Consider the following 22,537-nt stretch of genomic DNA (forward strand, 5'->3'; position numbering starts at 1 on the left):
TGTTATGGACAAGTCTGTGTATTAAAACATTTCCAGCCTTCACCGGATCCGGATCCTGTATAGATTTTCAGGCATCCTTTGCCCGAATTTTCATCCGTATCAAACACCATCATTCCCACAACAGGAATAGCAATACTTCCTTCAGGATTAGAATTTCTGGTAATCACGAAACCTTTCGTTTTGGATTCTAATACGGTATAAGCCGAATTTCTCAGCATCGGCCAGTTTCCGTTGCCTGCTCCTGCTCTTCCTAATAGGGTAATCCCATGTTTTACCGGAACTGAACTGCCTGTATCGGTAGGAGATTCATAGCAAACCGCCAGATTGATTCCGAAATCAATACCATCCAAATCAACATTGGTTACAACTACCGTAGTGATTCCATCTGTAGGAGTGCTGTCTGTAGATGTAACATTAACATAGTTTGGCGGCAATGAAGATGAAACAGGGGCCGTTACTCCCACTGTCTGCAGTGCGTTTGTAAGTATTATGGTATAGGTTCCTGCGATTACATTGCTGAAACTGTATATTCCGGTTGCTGTACTTACCATTTGGGAATTTACAATGATCCCGTTTGGATCTACCAGATTTGCATATACATTACCCGCAGTATAAGGTACTCCGCTTGGTATTCCTCCATCCGTATCGGTATAAAGTTTTCCACGGACAATCTGCTTGGTAAAGTTATTGGTTCCAGAGAAGTCACAGCCAAAGTTAACTGACGCATAACGATTTGCAAGATTTGAACTGATGCTTCCGGTTCCTCCTCCATTAATTACAATCTCATTATCTAATTTAAAGCTAAACTCATTGGTATAACCGTAATTTCCATAAGCAGAATACTGAGGATCTACTCCTATACCCGGTTGTGAAGTTCCATTAGATTTCACAACATTTCCTGTAACAATCTGTGTTGTAGGGGTACTCGTTAAAATCTGAGCCGGAAGCGGAGATAAAAACTCTACACTTTCAATCACATTTATTGTTGAAGACAGCGATCCGTCATTATCCAGTACCTGCACAATAGACGGTACACTGTAAGGTGTATTCGTTCCTGCTTTGTATATTGTAACTTTCCAGGTTGAAGACTGGTGATAAGTTCCATTCGGAATGTTATTTATATTTCCTGTAGTACTTCTTATAAAACCAGGCTGAAAATTATTTTCAATACCTGCAGTAGATTGGGGAACATCAAAAACAAAATTATAATTCGATTGTAATAAAGATGACCCATAATCCAACGCTGTAAGTTCAAACACAACGTCTGCTTGCTGGCTCACTCCCGTTCCTCCAATAGCATTACTGTATTTATATTTTGCGCCTACCGTATTTGCCGTACCGGAAATCAAAACTCCTCCGGATAAATTTAACTTAGTTGCCGTACTTCCCATACATTCATTCTGTACTACAGGTGCTGTAGTTGCCGAAGATGTATTGTTGCCAGAAACAGGATCTGATACATTTCCACTAACAGTAGCTGTATTCAGATACGTTCCTGTAGAATTTGCTAAAGCCGTTATGTTGAGAGTACTTGCTGCTCCGTTGGCTAAATTTCCAATTGCCCAAATCCCTGTTGCCGGAGTATAAGAACCTGAGGTTGCTGTAGAACTCTGATAGGTATAACCGCTAGGCAAGAGATCTGTTACGGAAACCCCGGCAGCATTATCCGGACCGTTATTGGTGACCACCAAACTAAATTGTACAGGGCTGCCTACATTTGGTGTGGCATTATTAACAGTTTTCACAATTGACAAATCAGCTACAGGGTCAATGATGGTATAAGTTGCAGATACAATACTCTGGAAACATCCCGCAGCTGGTGCTATTAATACATTTCCAGTAGAATTCTGTATAGAAAACTGAATCGTTTCATTAGATTCTGCTATATTATCCTGATTGATCTGAATATAAGGCGCTAAACTAATAGCAGTTGCATCTGTTCCATCATAATTTCCTGCAGGTATTGTTACTGTAATTAATCCTGTTGCAGGTATTGTAGTATAATCTACTCCTCTGGTGGCTGTACCTCCGGTTATATTAATCTGAATGGTCTGTGCTGTGCTAACACTCCCATTGATGGTTAATTTTGGAAGATTAGCACTCGGTATTGTTTCCAGACCGCTGCTGGACGCGGTTGATAAATTGGCAATACTGTTGAGAGAGGTTATTTTAACATCATCAATAAAGTTACCTGACCCAATATCTCCACTTGCAGAACTTTTGGAATAATATCCAAAAATAATTGTTTTTGAAACTCCCGAAGTATTGTTCCAAGTTCCGGTATATCTCGTCCATCCGTTCGCATCTGTTGTACTTTTTGTTAATCCCGTATTAATAGTGCTACTCCCCGTTAATACAAAAGAATGGGTTCCACCTTGTCCATTATTGTCTGAAAACTCAGCCACATTTTGATCATCTATACGCAGCCCCATGGTATCTACTCCATCTCTTCCTCTGTGAAGAAAAGACCATGTAAAGCTTTCTCCCGGCAACACACAAATGGGCTCTTGCTCCAGCATACCACTAGTAAATGCATTTAATTCTGCCCATGCGTTTCCCTCAGAAGCAAGGACAGGAATTCCCCCACCTATTTGACCACTAGTCCAGTACTCAATTAAACTTCCCTGTGTGGGAATTACCGGAGTCCTATTGCCGTTCATTGCTACCGCCTCCGTAGTACTCCATCCTCTTACATCGCCTTCTCTCGGAAGACCTGCATAATCTAATTCAAATCCTCCATTCACAAAAGTTCTAACAGCTGGTGTAATAGATCCATACACCTGCAATTCTGTAAATTCAAGATTGTTATCCTGTAAGTTAAGAATTAATACATACCTTGCTTTGTGCTTACCCACGTGCATATTGATTTGTCCACCAGGAAAAGCAGGTCCTCTTTTAGAATTGTCTACCGCGGGAACCGGACCGCCTCCAAACACGGTGTTGGAATCCACAACGCCTGCAGGATCTGTATAAATCAATCTGTTATACAAATAACTTGTATTGGTTCCTGAGACATACGTGTTCGGATCAAATCCAAGATTTCCTCCAACTGTGCTGGGATAGGTAATCAGCATAAATCTTCTGGAACGCCCGTTGTCCGGAACTACCGATCCTAATGTTACGTTATCGATAATATAGTCTGAACCCAGATCCACCAGAAAATATTCCGCATTAGGCGGAACTGCAGCATTACCCGTAATCGCTGCTGTATTAAAATTACCATCTACCAGATTAGACAGTGAACTTCCGCCTGCCGAAGAGGTTACGGTTTTTCCTAGTGCCAAATTCGTCTGGGCATTTGCCCCGCTTCCTAATAAGAAAAGCAGGCAAACCAAAAATAGTTTTATGTTGTTCATTTTTATATTTTATATGAATCTTAATTATTATGTAACCATATTCCATTATCTGTCTGAAAACCTGTAGTTTTAATCTCTTTCAGTAGAGTGAATCCTTAAAACAAAATGTTTGACAAACCCTATGACTATTTTGAAGATGACAGATATTGATCTTTAAACAATAAATGGCGGAGGCTTGTTGAAAAATTGATACCATTTTCCTGAATCCTTAAAAAACAGATAGAAATAGGTGTTTTTTCTGATGAAATGTTCTTTGAATAGTCTTTTTAAGAAAATATAATTATTAGAGTTATTTTTGAGATCGGGATTTGTATTCGAAGAAAAAACAGCAGAAATCTTTTTCACCAGTGAAGTTGAAAAAAGCCAATCATCATCTGAACTCTTATATGTTTTTATTTGTGTTTTTTTTTCAGAGCGATTTTTTCTGCTGTCTACTGAACCTAATTTAGTATTTCTCTTTTGAATGTTTTTATGTTGCTTAGTCTGTTTTTTTCTGATAACGAAAAGAGATTTTCTTTCTGCTTTTACTTTATCTGCAATGGGATCTGAATCATAATTCTCAATAATTATTGCGCCTCCCATCTTTGTGATTTGGGTATTAACGACATCCTGTGAGTGCATCCAACACCCGCAGGAAAAAGACAGTAAAAACCCTAACCAGAATTTCATCATTTTCTATTGAAGAAAGACTTTATTCTTTCCGTTGTGTCTGCGAAATTATATACCTACGAGTGCAAATGATGAAAATGAGGTATTAAAAAGTATTAATAAAAAGAAGAAATAATTAAAATATTCATTAATTTTAAAAAATTAATAATCTAATAATCAGTAAGTTAAATTTACATTACTGTTAATAATGTTTTACAGCAATTTTTTATCGTATATGTTTGCAACCAACAAGTAATCCAATGAAGAAAAATCTATCTTTTTTTATTTTGTTCTTTTCTATATTTTGCTTTTCACAGGAAGAATATCTTCAGAAACTGAAAAAAAGAATTGAATATAATATCGATAATAAAACACAACTTCAAAAAATTGCAGATCTTGAAAAGAATAAATTCGAAAAAACGAAAGACAGCCTTTATTTTATGTCTTACAAATATGCCTTATTATTTACTTTTGATCAGGATAAAAAAGACAGAATTTCCCATTTCCTTACTCTTATGGAATTATGGAAAGCAAATAATAACAAATACTCTATTGTTATCACCGATGTTAATTTTTCTCTGGCTCTGCATTTTGAAAATTACTCCAGTAATCTGAGCTTTTACTACCTGAATCAATCAATAGAAAACGAACTCAAAATTAAAAACTCTCAATCTTTACCTCATCTATATCACGTTAAAGGCAGGCTGTATTACAATGAGAAGAAATATGATAAAGCCTATGAATATTTCACAAAAGCTCTTAAGCTTTACGCTCCCAACGAATATTTATATATTGCGTCCATGCACAATAATTTCGGATTGATTTATATAAAAAAAAATGAAAGGAACAACGCTATTCAGGAATTTAAAAAAGCTTTAGAAATTCTGACTAAGAAAAAAAACATGACTCATCAAGAACATTTGTTTTTTTTACATATTAATGAGAATCTTGCAGAAGCGTATATAAAAAACGGCAATCGAAATGAATCTCAGGCGTTATTAGAAAATCTTTTTAACCAAAATAAAAACAGAGAAGATCTTGTGCGGGATCTGGTGATTATCTGCAAAGATTTATATGGAGTTTATAAATCTGATCAGAATACAGGAAAAATGAATGTTATTATTGATTATCTGAAAAATTCAGAAAAAAAATCACCCGATTTTGATACCCGATTACTTATATCTGAAACCCTTACAGATTATTATTTCAACCTCAAAAATTATAATGAAGCCAAAGTCTATCATTTTAAAACACTTCAGATTAAAGATGAAATGATAGCAGACAACAAGGAAATGATGGGATATTTAAATGAAGCTTTAAATAAAACCATCATTAAAAACATTAATCAGAAGTATGATAATGAGATACATTCTCAAAAAGTGCAAAGATCATGGATTATTCTTATCGGCATTATTATTATTTCATTTTTAACCTACTTTTTCATTTCTACATTCAAGAAAAGAAAAATAGAAAAAGAAATGAACGCTCAGCAGAAAACAATCTCAGACCAGAAAGAATTAATCTTACAGCAGAATCTGAAATTGCAGGAAGAGAAAATAAGAAATCTGCATCTTAATCTCAATATAAAGCAGGAAACCGCAAAAGCATTTTTAGAAAAAATTAAGAAGGCCAGAAAGTCTAACCTGAACAATCCGGAAAGTATACTTAAAGAGCTTTATTTCGACTTAAACAATTTAATAAATATTGATAAAAGAAATATCGATTTTACTGAACAAAACTCTGTGGAGAACCAAAACTTCATCAAAAAACTATCCGAACAATACCCTATCCTTTCGGAGCAGGAACTTCAGTTATGTGTTTATTTCAGGCTGAATTTAAGCGCAAAGGAAATTTCAATGTTAGAAAAAATTACCGATGGCAGCGTTCGCGTTTATAAGAGTAAAATTAAATCTAAAATGAACATCCCAAAGGAAAAAAGCATTGAAGAGTCTCTACAAAATATATAATATAAACCGGTTTATACTTAATCTGTTTTAAAGTTATTCAATTTGATTGCAACTGTCAGATTAAGTATTGACTAATTCAATTAAGTATACTTCATCTTCTCCATTTTCTGTTGTCTCGTTACACCATATTCTATCCATGGTGAAAATTGCTGGTTGCTGAGCTGAAACTTTATGTGTTATTACCATTATTATAGTTATGACAACTGCAAATAGTGTTTTCATGATAGTGAAATTTTATAGTGAAATGATTGTGTTATTTAATTACCATTTTTAGATGCCTCTTTAGGTTTAAAAAAATCATAATTTAAGCTAAAGCTTAACCATGGTTTATTATTATAAATGAATCCCTTTCCTAAATTTCCAGTTCCTTTATCAAAACCTATTATGACGCCTGGTGAAATATTTCCTAATCTCAGGGAAATACCTCCTCCATAAGTAAACCCACTACTGTTTTCCTCAATAGATAAATCCATAATCTTGGTATTGTTTGTGGAGTTATATTTTAATGTTGTAATTCCTGCAAAGAAAAATGGAGCAAAAAAATAGGGTCTGGTTTTACTAAGTCTAAATTTCCATCCAAGAAAAGGAGCAACATTAAAATCACCATCTATTAGACTTTCATTAGAACCTCCGAAACGATATTTAAATGGCGCAGTTAATAAGCCGGAAAAAAAGTCATTTGAAAATTTTGAGTAATTTCTCTCAACATTATTTTCATTTAAATCTTCATGTCCATTTTTATCTTCAATAAAAATATTTTCTTTTTCCGTCCAAAATTCTTTATCATAATCTAAATTATTTATACGGGATCCATTTGTATTTTCTTTTTCAGATTGATTTCTATATCCAGGTACGGCAATTAATATATAGGTCTTTTTATTGAATTTGATTTCTTTATTCTGTTTTGAAACTTCAAAATATACGGAAGGATCTAATCTTCTATAATTAGTTGTGTCTATCTTGAAATTATTATTCTTATATATATGAAAATAATTTTTCTCACCTTTTTTCACTCTGAGCCCATTAGGAGTATTGGAATGTTCTAATTCTTGGGCTTTAAGATTAAATGTGACCATTGAGATTACAATAAAAAAATAAAATTTCGTTTTCATAACTGTAAATTTTTAGAAATTTGTCTACTCTATACCGTTTTCGACTGCCCGGATAAATTCTTATCCCAAAATTATCGCGGTAACAAGCTATCAATCAATACGAAAAACACTATATTTATATTAGGATTTTTCCTAATAAGATCAACAACAAGGGATTGCCCATTTTTTTTTGGAGACGTAGTATTAATCGAAGTTTAATGGAGTAGGAAAAAACAGAAGATAGAAATTAGAGTTTTTCCTATTGCGAGAAAAACAAAATTCAAAGAAATTTGTTTCAACATTAACAATCAAAATATCTAATTATGAAAAAATTATTTTTATTCTCTGTATTGGTTTTTGTTTGGAATTGCAGAAGTGGCAGCTTGTCTATAAAATCTGCGAAAAATGGAGTGGGGTTAATTGAAGAAGAAATTAAATTTAAAACAGATTACAAGAATTCATCTAAAAATGTTCTGATTATTGCGCCATTAGAAAATAAACAAATTACTGATAATCTTATTTTTGATCGTATTCATAAAATAAGTGACACAATGTATGAACAAAACGTTGCTGTATATAAAAAATCTATTAATCAGGGAGGTAATTCATATTATGTAATGGTTTTACAAAATGATAATAGATTTAAAAAGTTAATAGATTCCTTAAATGATAACAAAATAGAAGATGAATATATAAAATTCAATTTGCCAAAAACCAAAATAGCGAAAGACATTACTTATAGTAAAGCAGAGAACGGGTTTTGTGATTTTGCAGATGGAGTGTCGGTATATCATGAAAAATTTCTAAAGTATCTATTGTCTAAAAATCCTAAAGAACTAAAAATAGTCAAAGGCAGGGAAACAATAGATAGATCAAAATATGACAGCATATGTTCAAAGAAAACAAAAATTAATGCTCATCTCTCCGAATTTACTGAAGCCCAGATTTATTTACTGCTTAATGATGGTACTGAAAAATACTATAATCTCTCACATATTCCGCCAGGGAATATAAATTTAATAAAAGATAAAAGTAATTAAAAATGCAATTCACTATCATTAGTTATATCGCAATTATTACTCTTTTTGTGGCCATTATTTTTCTGAAAAAGAAAAATAATGGCTTATTATTCTCTATAATTATACTGAATGCCGTCACAGAAACCATACTTTCAATTAATAACAACCTGATATGCACAATGTTATATTGTTATGTTCATTTCATCTTATGGTTCTGCTTATTATTCAAAATTTTTAAAGAAAAAAGACAGTTAAAATATATTATTTCGTTTTACAGTTTTTTTTGCTTATTAAATGGGCTTTGTTGGGAAGGTTTAAAATCTTTTAATAATTATTCCTTTGCATTAGGAACATTTATTTATGTGGTATCATTTATTATTTTCAGTCTTAAATCCCTAAAACAAGAAAATTTCCAGTTATTATTATCTAACAACTATATACTTCTTTCTTCTCCAGTGTTATTTTTTTTAGGAATGACATTTATATTTGCTTTTGACATTAACGAACTTTATAAAGAGGAAATTGCGGAAAAAGGTAGTTTTTTATATTACTGGATCAATTATCCAATGAATATAGTTTACTATAGTTTGATCAACTTATATATTTACAAAGAAAACAAAAGCCATGTCCACGTATAAAATTGCAATAGGTATAATCATTGTAATGCTATTGGTATGCTTACTGGTAATATTCTGCGTGATCCTGATACGGCTTCATATTCACAAAATAACCAATTATCAAAAAGACATCCACCAAAAAGATCTGGATTTTCAGAAAACCCTTACTCAAAGTATTATGGAAAGTCAGGAAGAGCTTCGCTCTCAGATTGCCGGAGATCTTCATGATGATATCGGTCAGCAGATTACCGTTCTCAATTTCCAGATCGAAAATATGAAACTGGATCATCCCGAACTCAACCCGCCTTTAGAAAACCTTTCCTCTTCTTTGGGAAAGCTATCAGATTCTGTACGATCCACAAGCCATCGTTTACATCCTTATTTTTCAGATAAAGAACCCATCGAAAAACGAATCAAACAGGATCTGGAATATCTTAAGCAAAATCACACCATCAATTTTTCCTATATCTATCCAAAGAATACCTCATCTGATTTCCCTGTGGAATACTCCCATATACTGTTCAGGATGTATCAGGAAATCATCAACAATATCCTCAAACATTCTGAAGCAACTGAAGTTGTTATAAATCTGCAGTTCCGGCCTCAGTTTTTACTTGAAATTTCTGACAATGGGAAAGGATTTGCAATGAAGCAGGAAAAAGGTAAATTAGGATTGAATACTTTGAAAAAAAGAGCGAAAATTATTACTTTTGAAGTAAAGATTGTAAGCGAATTGCAAAAAGGGACATCGGTACAGATCTTTGAAAAAAACTCAAATTAAAAACTCATTTGGAAAAATCTACTATTGCTCTTATTGACGACCATAAGATTGTTCGCGAAGGCTTGAAACAGCTTATCGAAAAATTGGGAAATTTTATAGTGACTCATGAATTTGAAGACGGGCAGTCTTTTCTTAAGTCTTTACCTTTTAATGAAAAGAAACCTGATCTTTTCATTTTAGATTATTCTATGCCCGTATTTAACGGAATAGAAGTTCTGCAAGAGCTTGAACAAATAGAAGATGAAGAGTACAAAGTTCTTTTACTTACCCAACATTTAGAGAAAGATATTATTGACAGAGCTTATCATCATGGAGCCAGAGGTTTTTTACACAAAAATTGCAGTGCCACAGAGCTCAAATTCTGTATTGACAATATTCTTTCCGTTGGGTACAGCAATATTACTGATATCCTGAAACGCATTAAAAACTATAAAAGAAAAGAAGATAAAGAGGCAGGAAATATAAAATTATCAGACAGGGAACAGCATTTTCTTACTTTGGTTTGTGATGAAAGGGAACTCACGTATGAACAAATAGCCGATGAAATGAGCGTTTCTGTAAAATCGGTAGATGTATATCGTAATGCTCTTTTTGAAAAATTTAAGATTAAATCAAAGGTTGGGTTGGTTCTTTTCTCTTTTCACAACAAGCTTACTGCTCCTTTTTACTGATATAAAATTTTGTGAGAAAATTGATTACTTTGCAATAAAGCTATCTTTAATGCAATGCTTATTTTTATCAATAAAATCGTGATAAGTTTGCCTACTATAATTTCAAAATACTAAAAGTTAAAATAATCTTGTAGAACATACATTGAAAAAGCAACAGGAATCATACAGAGAACTTGAAGATATTTGAATATCGTTTTAAACAATTCATACCTATTGCTTGTTTTCTAAAAACCGAATAGAAAGCTAACGAAGTCGTTCGGCGTAGCCAATGCTGTTTGATGAAGATAAACTCTTATCACAGGTTCAATAAATTGTGTTGATTAATCCAAATAATTCAACAAAAAAGCACCTACATTATTGTAAGCGCTTGATTTTCAATGTAGTCCCACCTGGGCTCGAAAATTTTTTATTTTTCTGTTTATTTAAAGGACTTTCAAGCAATTGTATTTACAAAGGGGAAAGTATAGGGGAAACTTTTTCTTTAAATCATGTAAAAATATATATAGAGTTTCTATAATTATTTTATAAGTTTAAAAAATAAATTATGGTAAACCGTAAATACTACATTTACTAATGTTTGTATATTTGAAAAAACTAATCGAATGTAAACAATTTAAATATGGCAAAAAAATTCGAGAAAATTGGAGAAAATTTAGAGGTCAAAAACATAGTAATCCATCAGCTATTAAAAGATGCTGGAAATAGGCTCGTTAATCCTAAGGCTGCTGATAATTTATTAATAATTGGAGAAAAAGAAAAAACATTTCTTGGAAATCTTGATAAGTCTTATCATAAAAAATCAAGTCCAATTTATGGAATTTTTGCAGAGGAAAACCCTAAGTTTAGAGATTGTTTAGTTGATTATATTAATGAAGATTGTGAGTTTTACGATTTTTCGATTAATGTAATGAATCATTACAAAATTATATTAGAAAACACAGTAGCAGCAACTGGGGGCTACATGATTATATGTGAATATAAAAATTTAATAACATCCAATGATCTACTTTTAATTTTGATGATTAATAACAAGGAAGGGTTTGTTATTGATGAAAAGAAACTAACATTAGATAATATTAAAAATTTGGACTTGAGCAAGGTAGATGTTGCTTGCTTAATTAATCTAACAGAGTGGAGAAATATAGAAAATAATCTTCCTTCTGAGCGAAAGACATATTTATCTTTCGTGAAGGGAATGAAGGAAGTTAGTTATTATTTCATGTCATTTATTGATGTTGACAATAAGAATACTAGTACTGAATCTACAAAACGATTAATTACTGCCATTGAAGCATACGCTGATATTGAACAATGGGATAGAAATACAAAAATTAATAAAAAAAATAAAGTATTTACTTATTGCCATGATTGTATAGATAATAAAAAAGAAATTCTTTTATCGACAATTTCTAGTATTTTAAATCCTGATAATCCTGAACATTTTCAAGATTTTGCTACTGAAGAAGATTATAGAGTTAGTGAAATCATAAGCGGAGATAAAGCACGTATGAAGTTCCTTAAGACAATTACTTATTCTGATAAAGAATTTAAAATTGAGTTTGATACCAAACTAATTTTAGATAATACAATTGTCTTAGATAGTAGTGGAAACAAATTAACTATCAAAAATATTTCTCCTATATTAAGAGATAAAATTAAAGAATTGAGCAACAAAAATGCTTAATCAAATAGTTGATATAATTAATACTTCATCCTCAAAAAGCATCGAGGATAATGTTTTATTTTGCCAAAATGTAATTGACGATAAATCATTTTTAGATACACTATACGATTCAGGATTAATTGAAAATTCTGATATTGATGATTATTCAGTAGGAGATTCTATAATTTTAGAATTTTCTCTCCCAAGACTTTCTAGTATTGGTTTTTTTGAAACTAGAGAATCGTTTTTAAGAAAAAACTATTATAATATTCCTACTGAAGAAATTTATATTTTTGAAAAAAACTCATATTTATCAGATGATTTACTTTTTAATAAAAATTATTCTGTAATTGTTAATTTAATATCCGAAATATCCAATTGCTCAAAACATACTTATGAAGATGCAGAAATCTTAAACGCAATTATCTTAAGAGAGGAAATTTCTTTATTTCTACCGTTAAAATATTCCTATGAAGATTTAGAATCTTTGAATGAGGACGTAACAAAGAAAATAGAACAGTTTGTTTCACTTCTCCAAAGTAATTCTTTTGCAGATAAGAAAAATGTTTATTTAAATTTTTTAGTTGAATATTTAACACCAAAAGAAGAAAATACCCGTTTTTCATTTTTAATCCAGCGTTTTTACGACTATGACGATAAGGCAGAATCTAGTTATAACTTTTATTTACGAAATTTTTCATATAACAAGCTGAAAGTCGAACTTGATTCAAAAGCTTTGGAATTTAATCAAAAATTACAGTCTGTTATAAATGATTCGCAAACAAAACTAATTGCTATTCCAACCGCTTTAGTTTTTACTTTATCTACTTTGGACTATGAAAATATAAATTCTTTCAAAAATTATTTATTAATTATTGGACTAATAATTTTTTGCATTTTCATCCAAATCTTTATTAATAACCAAAAATCTTCTATCAGTTTCATCAGTGATAATATTAGTCAGTATAAGTCAACTTTTGAGCAAAATAAAATTGTAGAATTAGAAAAATCTTTTAGTAAGGTTGAAAAAGAAAAAATAAAACAAAGCAATAGAATTTTGCTTATGCAACTTTTTCTATGGTTATCTCCAATAATAGCTACTGTAATGGTTTTATTTTTAAATACCTACAAATTAATAGCAATAATTATTTTACTAGTTTATATTATATTTTCTTTAATTATATATACAGCAGCACTTTGTAAGGGATAAATTTTAGATTTCTTAAAAGAGATTAAAGATTTATGAATAACTACGTAAATTAACTTATAGTACTTAAAACTTATTTCTAATATTCAGATTTCACTTCTAATTTATAAATAGTAAATTTATACCTTAGTTAAAAAATCAGCGAAATTTGACTTATTAATCAAACTTCGCCGAATTATAATTATTTACTATATCAGACTAAACTATTTCATCGAAATATTTTTGAATCTTAAGAAAAATTTAAATTTTGCGCAAAGTATATAACCTTCTTAACATTAATTAAACTTTATTAGGTTATAGTTATATAGTTTAAGATATATATTACTCTTATATATAAACTATCCGCCAGACTTCATCAACTTTTTAATTTTGTCTTCAAACTTTTTATTAAAAATTTCGGAATATCTATTTTCTTCCATTTCCACAAAACGGTTATAACCTCTCTCTATCTTTTTTAAATATCCTGATGAAATCTGGTTAGGAAGTAATTTTGATATATAAGTATTAAACAATTCCATATTTTTTTGACTTTTTATTGCTAAATAATACATAAAATCGTCAAAATCAGCTTTACTTTTACTTTCGCTTAATTTAGCGGATAATAAAGCTTTTTCCATTTTAGGAGATAAAAAGTCTGCAAAACTAATATTATCCAATAAGTTATGTAATGATTTCAATATTATATCCCAGTTCTCTCTAAGACCTATAAGAGTATTTATTCTACCTTTAAAAGCCTCCTGATTAAATTTAGAGACAGAATCAACCCTCAATTCAAACCTTAAGTAATACACCGATTTATTTGCCAGTTTTCTATATTCTTCTCTTCTTGTTTTTGTAAGTGTTTTTAATAATTCACGATTTTGAAGAGCACGTTTCAGTTTATCATAAATGCTGACACTAAAATTCTCAGCTTTATAAGAAATTCCTGAATTGCCATAAATAAATTTTTCAGGTACGTTGTCATACTTCCCAAAACAGGAAAGAATACTCACCATATTAGATTTAAACTGCATTGTAACCCCTAATTCTATTTTCGTAATTTTTGCAGCATTCCAAAAATCTGGTTTTGAAATTTTAAACTGTAGAGCGTAGGTATTTATAGTCTCTACAAACGCATCATAGTCCAAATCATTTAATATACCTTTACCATGTTTTTCTTTTATTCTTATATAGTCTTTTCTTAAATTCTGATGTACAATTAATTTACCTTGTTTTGAGCCTATATTTCGAACAAAAACAATAGATAAGTTTTTATAATTTTTGTTTACGAATTGCTGGTCTTCATTTATATAACCTTTTTCGTCATCATCTTCATCATTATCATCATCTGTTTTTTGATTTGCGGTTATAGCATCTTCATTTTTATATCGGAAGAAATGCAGAAGCTCAAGTTTTTTGTAATCAAAAACAAACCATTCTTTATTTTTTCTTTTATTTTGTTTTGTATATAGTTTTTTGTCTTGTAAAATATCTTCGGCTATACGAATATTTTCAACAATAAATTTAATCTTATCTACCATTATTATTAGTCTTTAAAAAATTATCAAAATCAGATTTTTTAACAAAAATATGAGCATTCGGCTTAAGTTGTATAACCTTTAAGCCATCCCGTCTATAATTATCAAATGTCTTTCTTTCAATTCCGTACATTTCGCAAATTTCTTTTACTGAAAATTGTTCTTTTAAACTACTTTTTTCCGACAAAAGAGCTTCTAAAGTTTTAACTCTACGTTTTAGTTTTAAATTTTCATCTATCATGTATGCTATTAAGTTCGTCTTTTTCATCTTACAATTTTTAGATATGAATTACTTGCTACATTTAGTTTTTCATCCCAATATTCAAGGTGAAAATCTTCAATATCTTGAAGATAATATAATTCAGTATCGTCTTGAAAGTTTGAAAATTTATCTCCGACAGGAAAAGAAGAAAAATGTAAATCTCCATTTATGAACAGAAAATCTATATCAAAAGGTTTTTCATTTCCGTTCTTAAATAACGCAATATTTCGGGTCTTAACAGGATCTATAAAAGTATTATAGTAAGGACTCTCCTTGTAAAAACGCTCATCATAAAGGTCTTCAAAGCTTCTAATTGTAAATCCGCTTTCTTTTACATTTGTATCAATATTCCTTTTTAAAGATTTTGATTTTATAATCTCATCTTTTATTAAATCCTCTATAATCATAAATATTCCAACTTTACCGTAATTAGTCTCTTGTATAAAAGAGATTTCAAAGTTTTTTAAAAATTTGTTTCTAAATTTTCCATTTTTTCTTTTTTTAAATACAAAATAGGGGTTATTAAATCCTGATTTTTGATTTACAGAATATAATAATCTAAATACTTCGCTTTTTGCTGCGTTAGCAAATCTTCTTTCCATAGAATAAAAAATTTTTGTTATTTATATTATATAACTCTAGTGGAAATATGAAAAAGCTCAAATAAGGCAAAATACAGTAAGCCATGTATATCTTAAAACGTAAAACACTGAAAATCAATACTAAAATTTTTACATAAAAAAAGCGGTTATAAAAAACCGCTGGGTCATGTATATCTCAAAGTGTATAATTTAAATTTGACGCAATAATTTATAAATTAAACTATATCATTATTATATGATTCATATCTTTGTTATTTAGCAATTGTAATCCGCTAGCATATTATGGATATAAAAGAAATTTTTGAAAATAAAATAAAGATTGAAGCAAAGGTTATGTCTATTGACAGTCTTTTTTATAATCCTGAAAGAGTAAAAAACACAGATTTTAAACCATCATATCAACGAAATTATGTTTGGGACGATGAAAAAGCTTCCTATTTCATTGAAAGTATTTTACTTGGAACAGAAATACCTCCATTAGTATATTTTCGAAATTCAGATAAAATTGAAGTTATAGACGGGCGTCAAAGATATCAAACCATATTAAGATATAAAAATAATATTCTTAAATTAAAAAAAGGAGGTCTACAGAAATTAGGTAATACAGGTATAGCAAATAAATTATTTAAGGATTTAGATTTAGATTTACAAGAATTATTTAGAGATACCAAATTAAGAATTATTGAATTTAGTTTTCATTCACGTGACGGTATAAATGACGATATCGAAGAAATTGTGAAAAAAGAAATTTTTAAAAGATATAATTCTGGCATTACACCACTAAAGCCCCACGAGATAAACAATGCTGTTTATTTTGATGATGATGTAAATTCATATTTTAAAAGAAAATTACAAAATGATGAAATAATATACAGAAATATTTCTAACGTTTTTCATTTTGAAAAAAACAATATTGAGGTCATTTTAAAACAAATACGTCAACTTTTAGTACAGCATGAAATTCCTATCAAATATTATTCTGTTAAAAAGCAAACTATAATTTCAAAATTTTATGATGGTCTCTTTGCCAATATAGAATTATCTCAAATAGAACAAATTTATTCCAGCTTTATAAGAAAAATAAACTTAGTAATTAAGGTTAAAGATAAATATACAAAAGCTAAAAATAATTCCTACAACAGATTAATATCTGAAACGTTATTTTGGGGATTTTCAATTCTTGAAAATGAAGAAATTGATTATTTAAAGTATAGTAATAATCAATTCATTACAGATTTGGTTAATTTTATTGATGAAAACATTGAAGTCTTTGACACTTATAGAAGTTCATTTTCACAAGAATTATATAGCAGATATTCATCAATAGCCTTATTTTTAGAACAATACTTTGATTTAAATCTAAAAATTTATTTAGATTATAATTTAGATTTTAAAAATAAAAATAAAGAGATTTTACCTGAAAATGAAGAAAGAATAAGTTTTGATGAACTTCGAATTAACAAGCCAGAGCCATCTTCAATTGCAATAATGGATGTTTGTAGAATGACGGAAAGGCAAAAATTTTTAATTCGTCCTCCATATCAACGTAATGAGGTAATTAATCAAAAAAAATCGTCCTCTATAATAGAAAGTATTATTCTAGGGATAAAATTACCTCCTATTTTTGTTTATAAGAGAGAAGATGGTATATCAGAAGTCCTTGATGGTCAACAAAGATTATTGAGTATATTAGCATTTATTGAAAAACCTTATTTAGATGAAAATAATAATATTAAATATTCTAATAAAAATGGTTTTTCTTTAAATCTTAAAAATCAAATTCTAAAAGATTTGCATGGAAAAAAATTTCAAGCTCTAAATATTGAAAATCAAGAAAAAATAAAAAATTTTGATCTCTGGATAATAGAAATTGATTATAAAAACAATAAAAATTTTGAACCTATTGATTTATTTGTACGATTAAACAATAAACCTTACCCTATCAAGGATGATACATTTGAAATGTGGAATTCTTATATTTCGAGAGACATCATTACTTCTATTAAATCCGTTCATAGTAACCATTCTAATTGGTTTTACTTTAGAAAAAATAATTCAAGGATGGAAGATGAAAATATTTATACATCACTTGCATATTTTCAGTTTTGTTGGAATAATTATAGTAACTCCAAAAATAACGAAAATTATTACCCTGAAGAAATCGACATCTATAAGGTCGGAAGTAAAATCAATTTTAGAGTAAAATCAAAAATTGAAATAACTAGAGTTTTAGAAAATCTTGAAGACAAGGAAGGTTTTATAAAAGCAATTAATCATTTAGAATTTGATTTTATAAAAAAATTAAAAATATTATTAAGTGATGATGCAACAAGCTCAAATATTACTCTTAGTAAAAACCTTGATGACATATTTATGATTGGTAATGCAAGAAGAACCCAACAAAGCTTTTATGCTTTATGGTATTTTCTTTATGATATACCTATTCAGAATATTATCAATAATACAATAGCTATGCGTAATGATCTCAAAAAGCTCTTTAGCGATATGAGCAATATTAAAGATAAATCAACTTTTGAAAAAAATGTAATCAATTTCAAAGATAGATTTAAAAAAAATGCAAGTAATGATAATTTAACAAAAGCCTATCTTAAAGAAATTGCATATATAAACTTTGGCTTAACAGCATCTAAAGAAATTCAAAATAATACTTATAATTCAATAGATTATAAGTTTCTATATAATCTTAACTTTACAAATCTAAAAATTGATAATGATAACTTAACTAATATATCAATAGATGAAGACTCAACTCTAAGAAATATTTTTGATTCTAAATCAAAAATTCTTTTATCAAGAATATATAATTACACCGATCGTTTTAATCTTGCTATTGTTAATGAAAAAATTGCTTTTAGTAATCAGATGGCAGGAATTGTTGTTCACAGACCTTCAATTTTACAAGAATTTGTTTTAGCATTATTAAGTAGCAAATATTATTACTTTAAATATTTTAAAAACAAAGTCACAAGTTCAAATATTGCTCAGCTTACATTATCTGATATTAATAATATAGAAATACCTATTATAAATACCCACGAGCAATTACCTTTTAGACTAATTATCGATTATATCATAAATAGCGAATATACTTCTAAAGTTAATTTATTCTACAATAGAGTTTTAGATGCAATGGTATATGAGATATTTTATAAGGAAAAATTTGAAAATTCAAATATACATATAGCAAAATATATTACAGAACTGGAAGATCTTACTAATTTTGATTACATAGAAAAGCAACAAAAAATCATTGCTTTTTATGAGCTTTTTAGTAATCCTCAACATCCTTTAGGTGCACACTTAATTCAAATAATGAATATTTCAAATCTTAAAGAAATTGAGTCAAGTTTATAATATGGAAAAAAAGATTACGAAAATTCAACTGAATAACTACAAAGGATATTTTGGAGAATACGAGCCTATTTCATTACTTAAAGCTGAAAATGTACTAATCTATGGAGAAAATGGTAGTGGAAAAAGTTCTTTATATAAGGCAATCAACAACTTTTTTTTAAGCTCAAGAGATAACTCCGTATTATTTGCAAAAAATAAACATAATGAAAATGAAGATGGAGCCATTACAATTGAATTTTCTGATTATGACGTAACAAATTCTAAAATCATTGAATCATCAGAAATTAATTATCAGTTTTCTAGTACAACATCAAACCATAATGTACAGTTTATTCAAGATGCTGCATTAACTAAAGGATTCCTTGATTATACTGATTTATTAAAAATATATTTTCATGATGATCCTAAACCAAATTTATTTGAGCTAATTGTATTGATAATTCTTGGAGATCACATTCCCGTTAGTAGTGGTGGTAATTTTAAATTTAAAGAGAGATGGGATAAACTTCAAAAAGATTTAATCGATTATTCATATACTCGTAATGATTGGACTCACCGAAGAGCTTTTAATTTCTTACCAATATTTGAAACTCACTTAAGATCCACTCTAGATGAAGTTTTCCAAAAAACAAATCATTATTTAGACAAATATTTTATTGATTTCAATATAGAATTAGAATATACTTTATTGCCTCTAACATTTAATTATGAAGACTATAAATCAGATTGGTTTACAACTGCAGATTTAAGGTTACAAGTAAAGAAAAACGGTGTAACTTACGAAAATGGCTACAGTGATTATCTGAATGAAGCTCGACTTTCTGCTATAGCGATTTGCATGTACCTTTCAACCTTAAGCATTACAAATGATAATTTCGATATTAAAATTTTATATTTAGATGATGTATTTATTGGATTAGATTCTGGAAATAGAATACCAATACTAAAAATACTACAAGATGATTTTGGAGACTATCAAAAGTTCATTTCCACCTATGACAGACACTGGTACGAACTCGCTAAAAGGCAATTTCAAATTTATAACCCAGACTCTTGGAAATTTTTAGAAATTTATGTCGGTTATGATTTTGATGTAAATGGTATGAAAATAAATAAACCTATTATAAATATAGGTTCTGATTATTATGAAAAAGGAACTTTTTATTTGCATCATGATACTAAACCTGATTATCCTGCTGCAGCTAATTATTTTAGAAAAGCATTAGAAGAACTTCTCTCCACAAGCTTACCTAGTTGTGAAATAGTTGATAGTGATAATACTAAAATCCCAGAATATAAATTGGGAAAATTCATAACAATTTGTCATAATGTTCTAAAAAAGACTGGGCATGATGTTACACATATTAATACAATAAATAGCCATCTTTACACTTTACTTCACCCCCTATCACACCACGAAACAACTACATTAGTCTATAAAAGAGAGTTAGAATCAATTGAGCATGCATTTTTTAAATTGAAAGAACAATTAAGAAATATAGATTATTTAACAAATTATCAATGTATACAAGGGGGAAATAGTCGTTTAAGAATACATTTCAAAATTAGTTTGGCTGATAAACATATTCAAAATTATGAATTTATCTTGCAAGAACCTCTTCTTATCTTTAAAAAAGCTGATGGAACTCTTGAGCTTATTGACTGTAAATGTTACATAACAAGACTTGAAGGAATTAAAAATGGAACATTTTTCTTTCAAAAAGATGTAAAAAAAGAAGACCCACATTTTCAATATAAATCATTTATTGAAGCTGTTTATAAAACGTATGATCATATTATAAATCATGAAGGTCTTTCTTTTACTAGACCCATTAAGGCAATCGATGTTATAGAATATTATAATGGTAAAACATGGGAAGCATTGCAAAATATACTGATTTGGAAGTAAAATTCAATATTATATATTAAAATTATAATTCCACTCAGACTGAGTGCAATGTTTTCTATATAGCCATTTAAGAAATTAAATAATAAATATTATTTAATTATTTTTTTTTGATTAAGTCGGATTGGTACATTTCACTTTCAATTATACGTAAAAAATCACATATTTTCTAAATATTTCTCTTGCATTATTGAGTCTACTTTAAATCAAAACAGTTAAATTTACTATAAATGTTAGCATTTTTTAACCTCTAATGCATATATACTCTGTTATTGACCTATACTTACTTCTTCTTATATTATAGCTTATACTTTCTCTTTAATATTCCAGTAAACCATAACTTCTTTCTACTTGCTTTTCCTTGTACTATTTTTTACAGAATTTATTTGTAGTATTTAATTTTTTCTTTTTTCATGAATCCTTCCAAATCTCTGATCGTAATATTATTTAAAAATTTTATAGAATTTTTTATCATCCCGTCTTTATCAGCTATTTTTACATCTTTTGATTTTGAATCAACTATCTTATCTCCCTTAGCATAATAATTACTTGTTTTTTCAAGCTTACCTAGTTTGTTATTTAAAACATATTCTATGTTGTAACTGATATCTTTAAAATCTCCATAAGAATTGAATGTCGATTTCTTTACTCCAATCAAATTTTTATTTTCATCAAAATAATATTCATAAGATGATTCATTGAAAGGTATTCCCTCTGCCCAATAATATAGTAATTGCTTTATGTAAACTATTTTTTTATCTTTTTCTAAAATCTGATAAATATTCTCATAAATCATATCCCCATATTCATCGTAAACATCTGTTGTTTTTAAAGGATATATCTTACCATTTTGAGAATTTTTTACATATGATTTAATTATTGTAGAATCACTTTTATAGACATTATTTACATAAGTTTTCAAGTCTTTCAATTTCTTGGTATAATAAAAAGTCTGAGTTTGAGAATAAACAATAGAACAAATAGATAGAGTAGCAATTAATAGTAGTTTTTTCATGATTATATTTTTATAGAATCTTCTTTAGGTTCGTTTTTATTTTTATCGTCGTAAGAATTAACGGATTTATTCTTTTTTATAATCAAATCCCCATTAGCCGATTCTGCCTGTTTTTCTATCGGAACTGATACCTTTTTATCAAAAGAAGTTTTGTAAGGGTAATTTTCGTAATTATAGGAGGTACTTTCATAGTGGTTATGGGATTCTCCCTCTTTTCTTTTGTAACTTGGCTTTCCATAGCCTAAACTGCTCCTATCATCAGAAGTATTCTTTTCGTTCAGATTATCGGAATTATAATCAATAACTACTTTTGTATAGTCAAACATACCATAACCCGTAATTAAACTTTCGCCCGTATCTTCATTACGGAACTCTATTTTTCTTAGAATTACATAATCCTCATCGTAGATACCGATATTTTTATATCCATTTTTTCTCAAAGTATTTTTTATAAAATTCTGAGCAAAGCGCTCGTTCATTTCTTCTCCAAAAAATAAATTCTTAAATGCCTTAACAAGATTGGGTTGGGTTAACATTAGTCTATCGACGATTTTGTTTTCTACGCTTAATTTATCAGGCTTAGTAAATATTGCTACTCCTACGAACATAACAAATAAAATAATTAAAATTAGTGAGGTGTAGCTACCGCCAGAATTGCGGTTTGAATAACGAGTATCAATATTTCCCATGATTAATAGTTAATACCATCGTCCCAAATGGCTTTAAGTATAGACATAGAAAAAGCGTGGAACTAAACCTTTGTCTATTAAGGGGAGGCTCTGGTAAGCCTATACACTACAAACAAGGATAGCCCACGCCGTAGCGTGAGCATCAACTCAT

17 protein-coding genes are annotated in these 22,537 nt (G+C 29.1%); 8 read left to right on the plus strand and 9 right to left on the minus strand.

Translation table 11 applies throughout. The annotated features are described in order from the left end of the window. Positions 1 to 2: 2 nt before the first annotated feature. A complete protein-coding gene (locus tag BW951_RS22390) occupies positions 3 to 3,356 on the minus strand; it encodes a DUF11 domain-containing protein (protein WP_084196423.1) in 3,354 nt (1,117 codons plus the stop codon). A 153-nt stretch (positions 3,357 to 3,509) separates the two neighbouring features. Next, the gene (locus BW951_RS11715; protein WP_139326148.1) at positions 3,510 to 4,028 is read right to left on the minus strand and encodes a hypothetical protein; all 519 of its coding nucleotides are present in this window, start codon (positions 4,026 to 4,028) and stop codon (positions 3,510 to 3,512) included. 236 nt (positions 4,029 to 4,264) lie between these two features. Between BW951_RS11715 and BW951_RS11720 the strand changes: the two genes are divergently transcribed. Beyond that, positions 4,265 to 5,971 (plus strand): tetratricopeptide repeat protein, encoded by a 1,707-nt coding sequence (locus BW951_RS11720; RefSeq protein WP_076392963.1) that lies wholly within the window; start codon positions 4,265 to 4,267, stop codon positions 5,969 to 5,971. Between the two features lie 60 nt (positions 5,972 to 6,031). On the opposite strand, the gene BW951_RS22760 is transcribed toward BW951_RS11720, so the two are convergent. Both BW951_RS22760 and BW951_RS11725 read right to left on the minus strand, forming a co-directional pair. After that, positions 6,032 to 6,193, minus strand: coding sequence for a hypothetical protein (locus tag BW951_RS22760; protein ID WP_175608813.1), 162 nt, complete (start codon positions 6,191 to 6,193; stop codon positions 6,032 to 6,034). A 35-nt stretch (positions 6,194 to 6,228) separates the two neighbouring features. Beyond that, positions 6,229 to 7,083: a hypothetical protein gene (locus tag BW951_RS11725; protein WP_076392965.1), complete on the minus strand. Its 855-nt coding sequence runs from the start codon at positions 7,081 to 7,083 to the stop codon at positions 6,229 to 6,231. 302 nt (positions 7,084 to 7,385) lie between these two features. On the opposite strand from BW951_RS11725, the gene BW951_RS11730 reads away from it, so the two are divergent. The 5 genes from BW951_RS11730 (at position 7,386) to BW951_RS11755 (ending at position 13,023) form a co-directional block, all read left to right on the plus strand. After that, positions 7,386 to 8,102: a hypothetical protein gene (locus BW951_RS11730; RefSeq protein ID WP_076392967.1), complete on the plus strand. Its 717-nt coding sequence runs from the start codon at positions 7,386 to 7,388 to the stop codon at positions 8,100 to 8,102. Between the two features lie 603 nt (positions 8,103 to 8,705). Beyond that, entirely contained in the window at positions 8,706 to 9,479 is a 774-nt protein-coding gene (locus BW951_RS11740; protein WP_076392971.1) for a sensor histidine kinase, read from the plus strand. An 8-nt stretch (positions 9,480 to 9,487) separates the two neighbouring features. Continuing rightward, positions 9,488 to 10,150, plus strand: coding sequence for a response regulator transcription factor (locus BW951_RS11745; RefSeq protein WP_076392973.1), 663 nt, complete (start codon positions 9,488 to 9,490; stop codon positions 10,148 to 10,150). 619 nt (positions 10,151 to 10,769) lie between these two features. Beyond that, complete coding sequence (locus BW951_RS11750) at positions 10,770 to 11,834, plus strand: nucleoid-associated protein (protein WP_076392975.1); 1,065 nt, start codon at positions 10,770 to 10,772, stop codon at positions 11,832 to 11,834. Continuing rightward, on the plus strand, positions 11,827 to 13,023 hold the full coding sequence (locus BW951_RS11755) for a hypothetical protein (RefSeq protein WP_076392977.1): 1,197 nt from the start codon (positions 11,827 to 11,829) through the stop codon (positions 13,021 to 13,023). Before BW951_RS11750 ends, BW951_RS11755 begins: the two co-directional genes overlap by 8 nt. A 335-nt stretch (positions 13,024 to 13,358) precedes the next feature. Here BW951_RS11755 and BW951_RS11760 read toward each other — a convergent pair whose 3' ends face one another. Genes BW951_RS11760 through BW951_RS11770 form a run of 3 tightly spaced genes read right to left on the minus strand, consistent with a single transcriptional unit; the run spans position 13,359 to position 15,401 of the window. Beyond that, positions 13,359 to 14,540 carry a hypothetical protein gene (locus BW951_RS11760; RefSeq protein WP_076392979.1) on the minus strand — a complete coding sequence of 394 codons (1,182 nt, stop codon included), beginning with the start codon at positions 14,538 to 14,540 and terminating at the stop codon, positions 13,359 to 13,361. After that, entirely contained in the window at positions 14,530 to 14,805 is a 276-nt protein-coding gene (locus BW951_RS11765; protein ID WP_076392981.1) for a MerR family transcriptional regulator, read from the minus strand. The genes BW951_RS11760 and BW951_RS11765 overlap by 11 nt, the downstream gene beginning before the upstream one ends. Then, positions 14,802 to 15,401, minus strand: coding sequence for a hypothetical protein (locus BW951_RS11770; protein ID WP_076392983.1), 600 nt, complete (start codon positions 15,399 to 15,401; stop codon positions 14,802 to 14,804). Before BW951_RS11770 ends, BW951_RS11765 begins: the two co-directional genes overlap by 4 nt. A 282-nt stretch (positions 15,402 to 15,683) precedes the next feature. On the opposite strand from BW951_RS11770, the gene BW951_RS11775 reads away from it, so the two are divergent. Both BW951_RS11775 and BW951_RS11780 read left to right on the plus strand, forming a co-directional pair. Next, on the plus strand, positions 15,684 to 18,776 hold the full coding sequence (locus BW951_RS11775) for a DUF262 domain-containing protein (protein WP_076392985.1): 3,093 nt from the start codon (positions 15,684 to 15,686) through the stop codon (positions 18,774 to 18,776). A 1-nt stretch (position 18,777) separates the two neighbouring features. Further along, entirely contained in the window at positions 18,778 to 20,685 is a 1,908-nt protein-coding gene (locus BW951_RS11780) for an AAA family ATPase (RefSeq protein ID WP_076392987.1), read from the plus strand. Between the two features lie 379 nt (positions 20,686 to 21,064). Here the strand turns inward: BW951_RS11780 and BW951_RS11785 are convergent, their stop codons facing one another. Both BW951_RS11785 and BW951_RS11790 read right to left on the minus strand, forming a co-directional pair. Beyond that, positions 21,065 to 21,697: a hypothetical protein gene (locus tag BW951_RS11785; protein ID WP_139326149.1), complete on the minus strand. Its 633-nt coding sequence runs from the start codon at positions 21,695 to 21,697 to the stop codon at positions 21,065 to 21,067. A 2-nt stretch (positions 21,698 to 21,699) separates the two neighbouring features. Then, complete coding sequence (locus tag BW951_RS11790) at positions 21,700 to 22,386, minus strand: hypothetical protein (RefSeq protein WP_139326150.1); 687 nt, start codon at positions 22,384 to 22,386, stop codon at positions 21,700 to 21,702. Positions 22,387 to 22,537: the final 151 nt, after the last annotated feature.

Source organism: Chryseobacterium gambrini (assembly GCF_900156825.1).
In the GTDB taxonomy this organism is placed as follows: Bacteria; Bacteroidota; Bacteroidia; order Flavobacteriales; family Weeksellaceae; genus Chryseobacterium; species Chryseobacterium gambrini.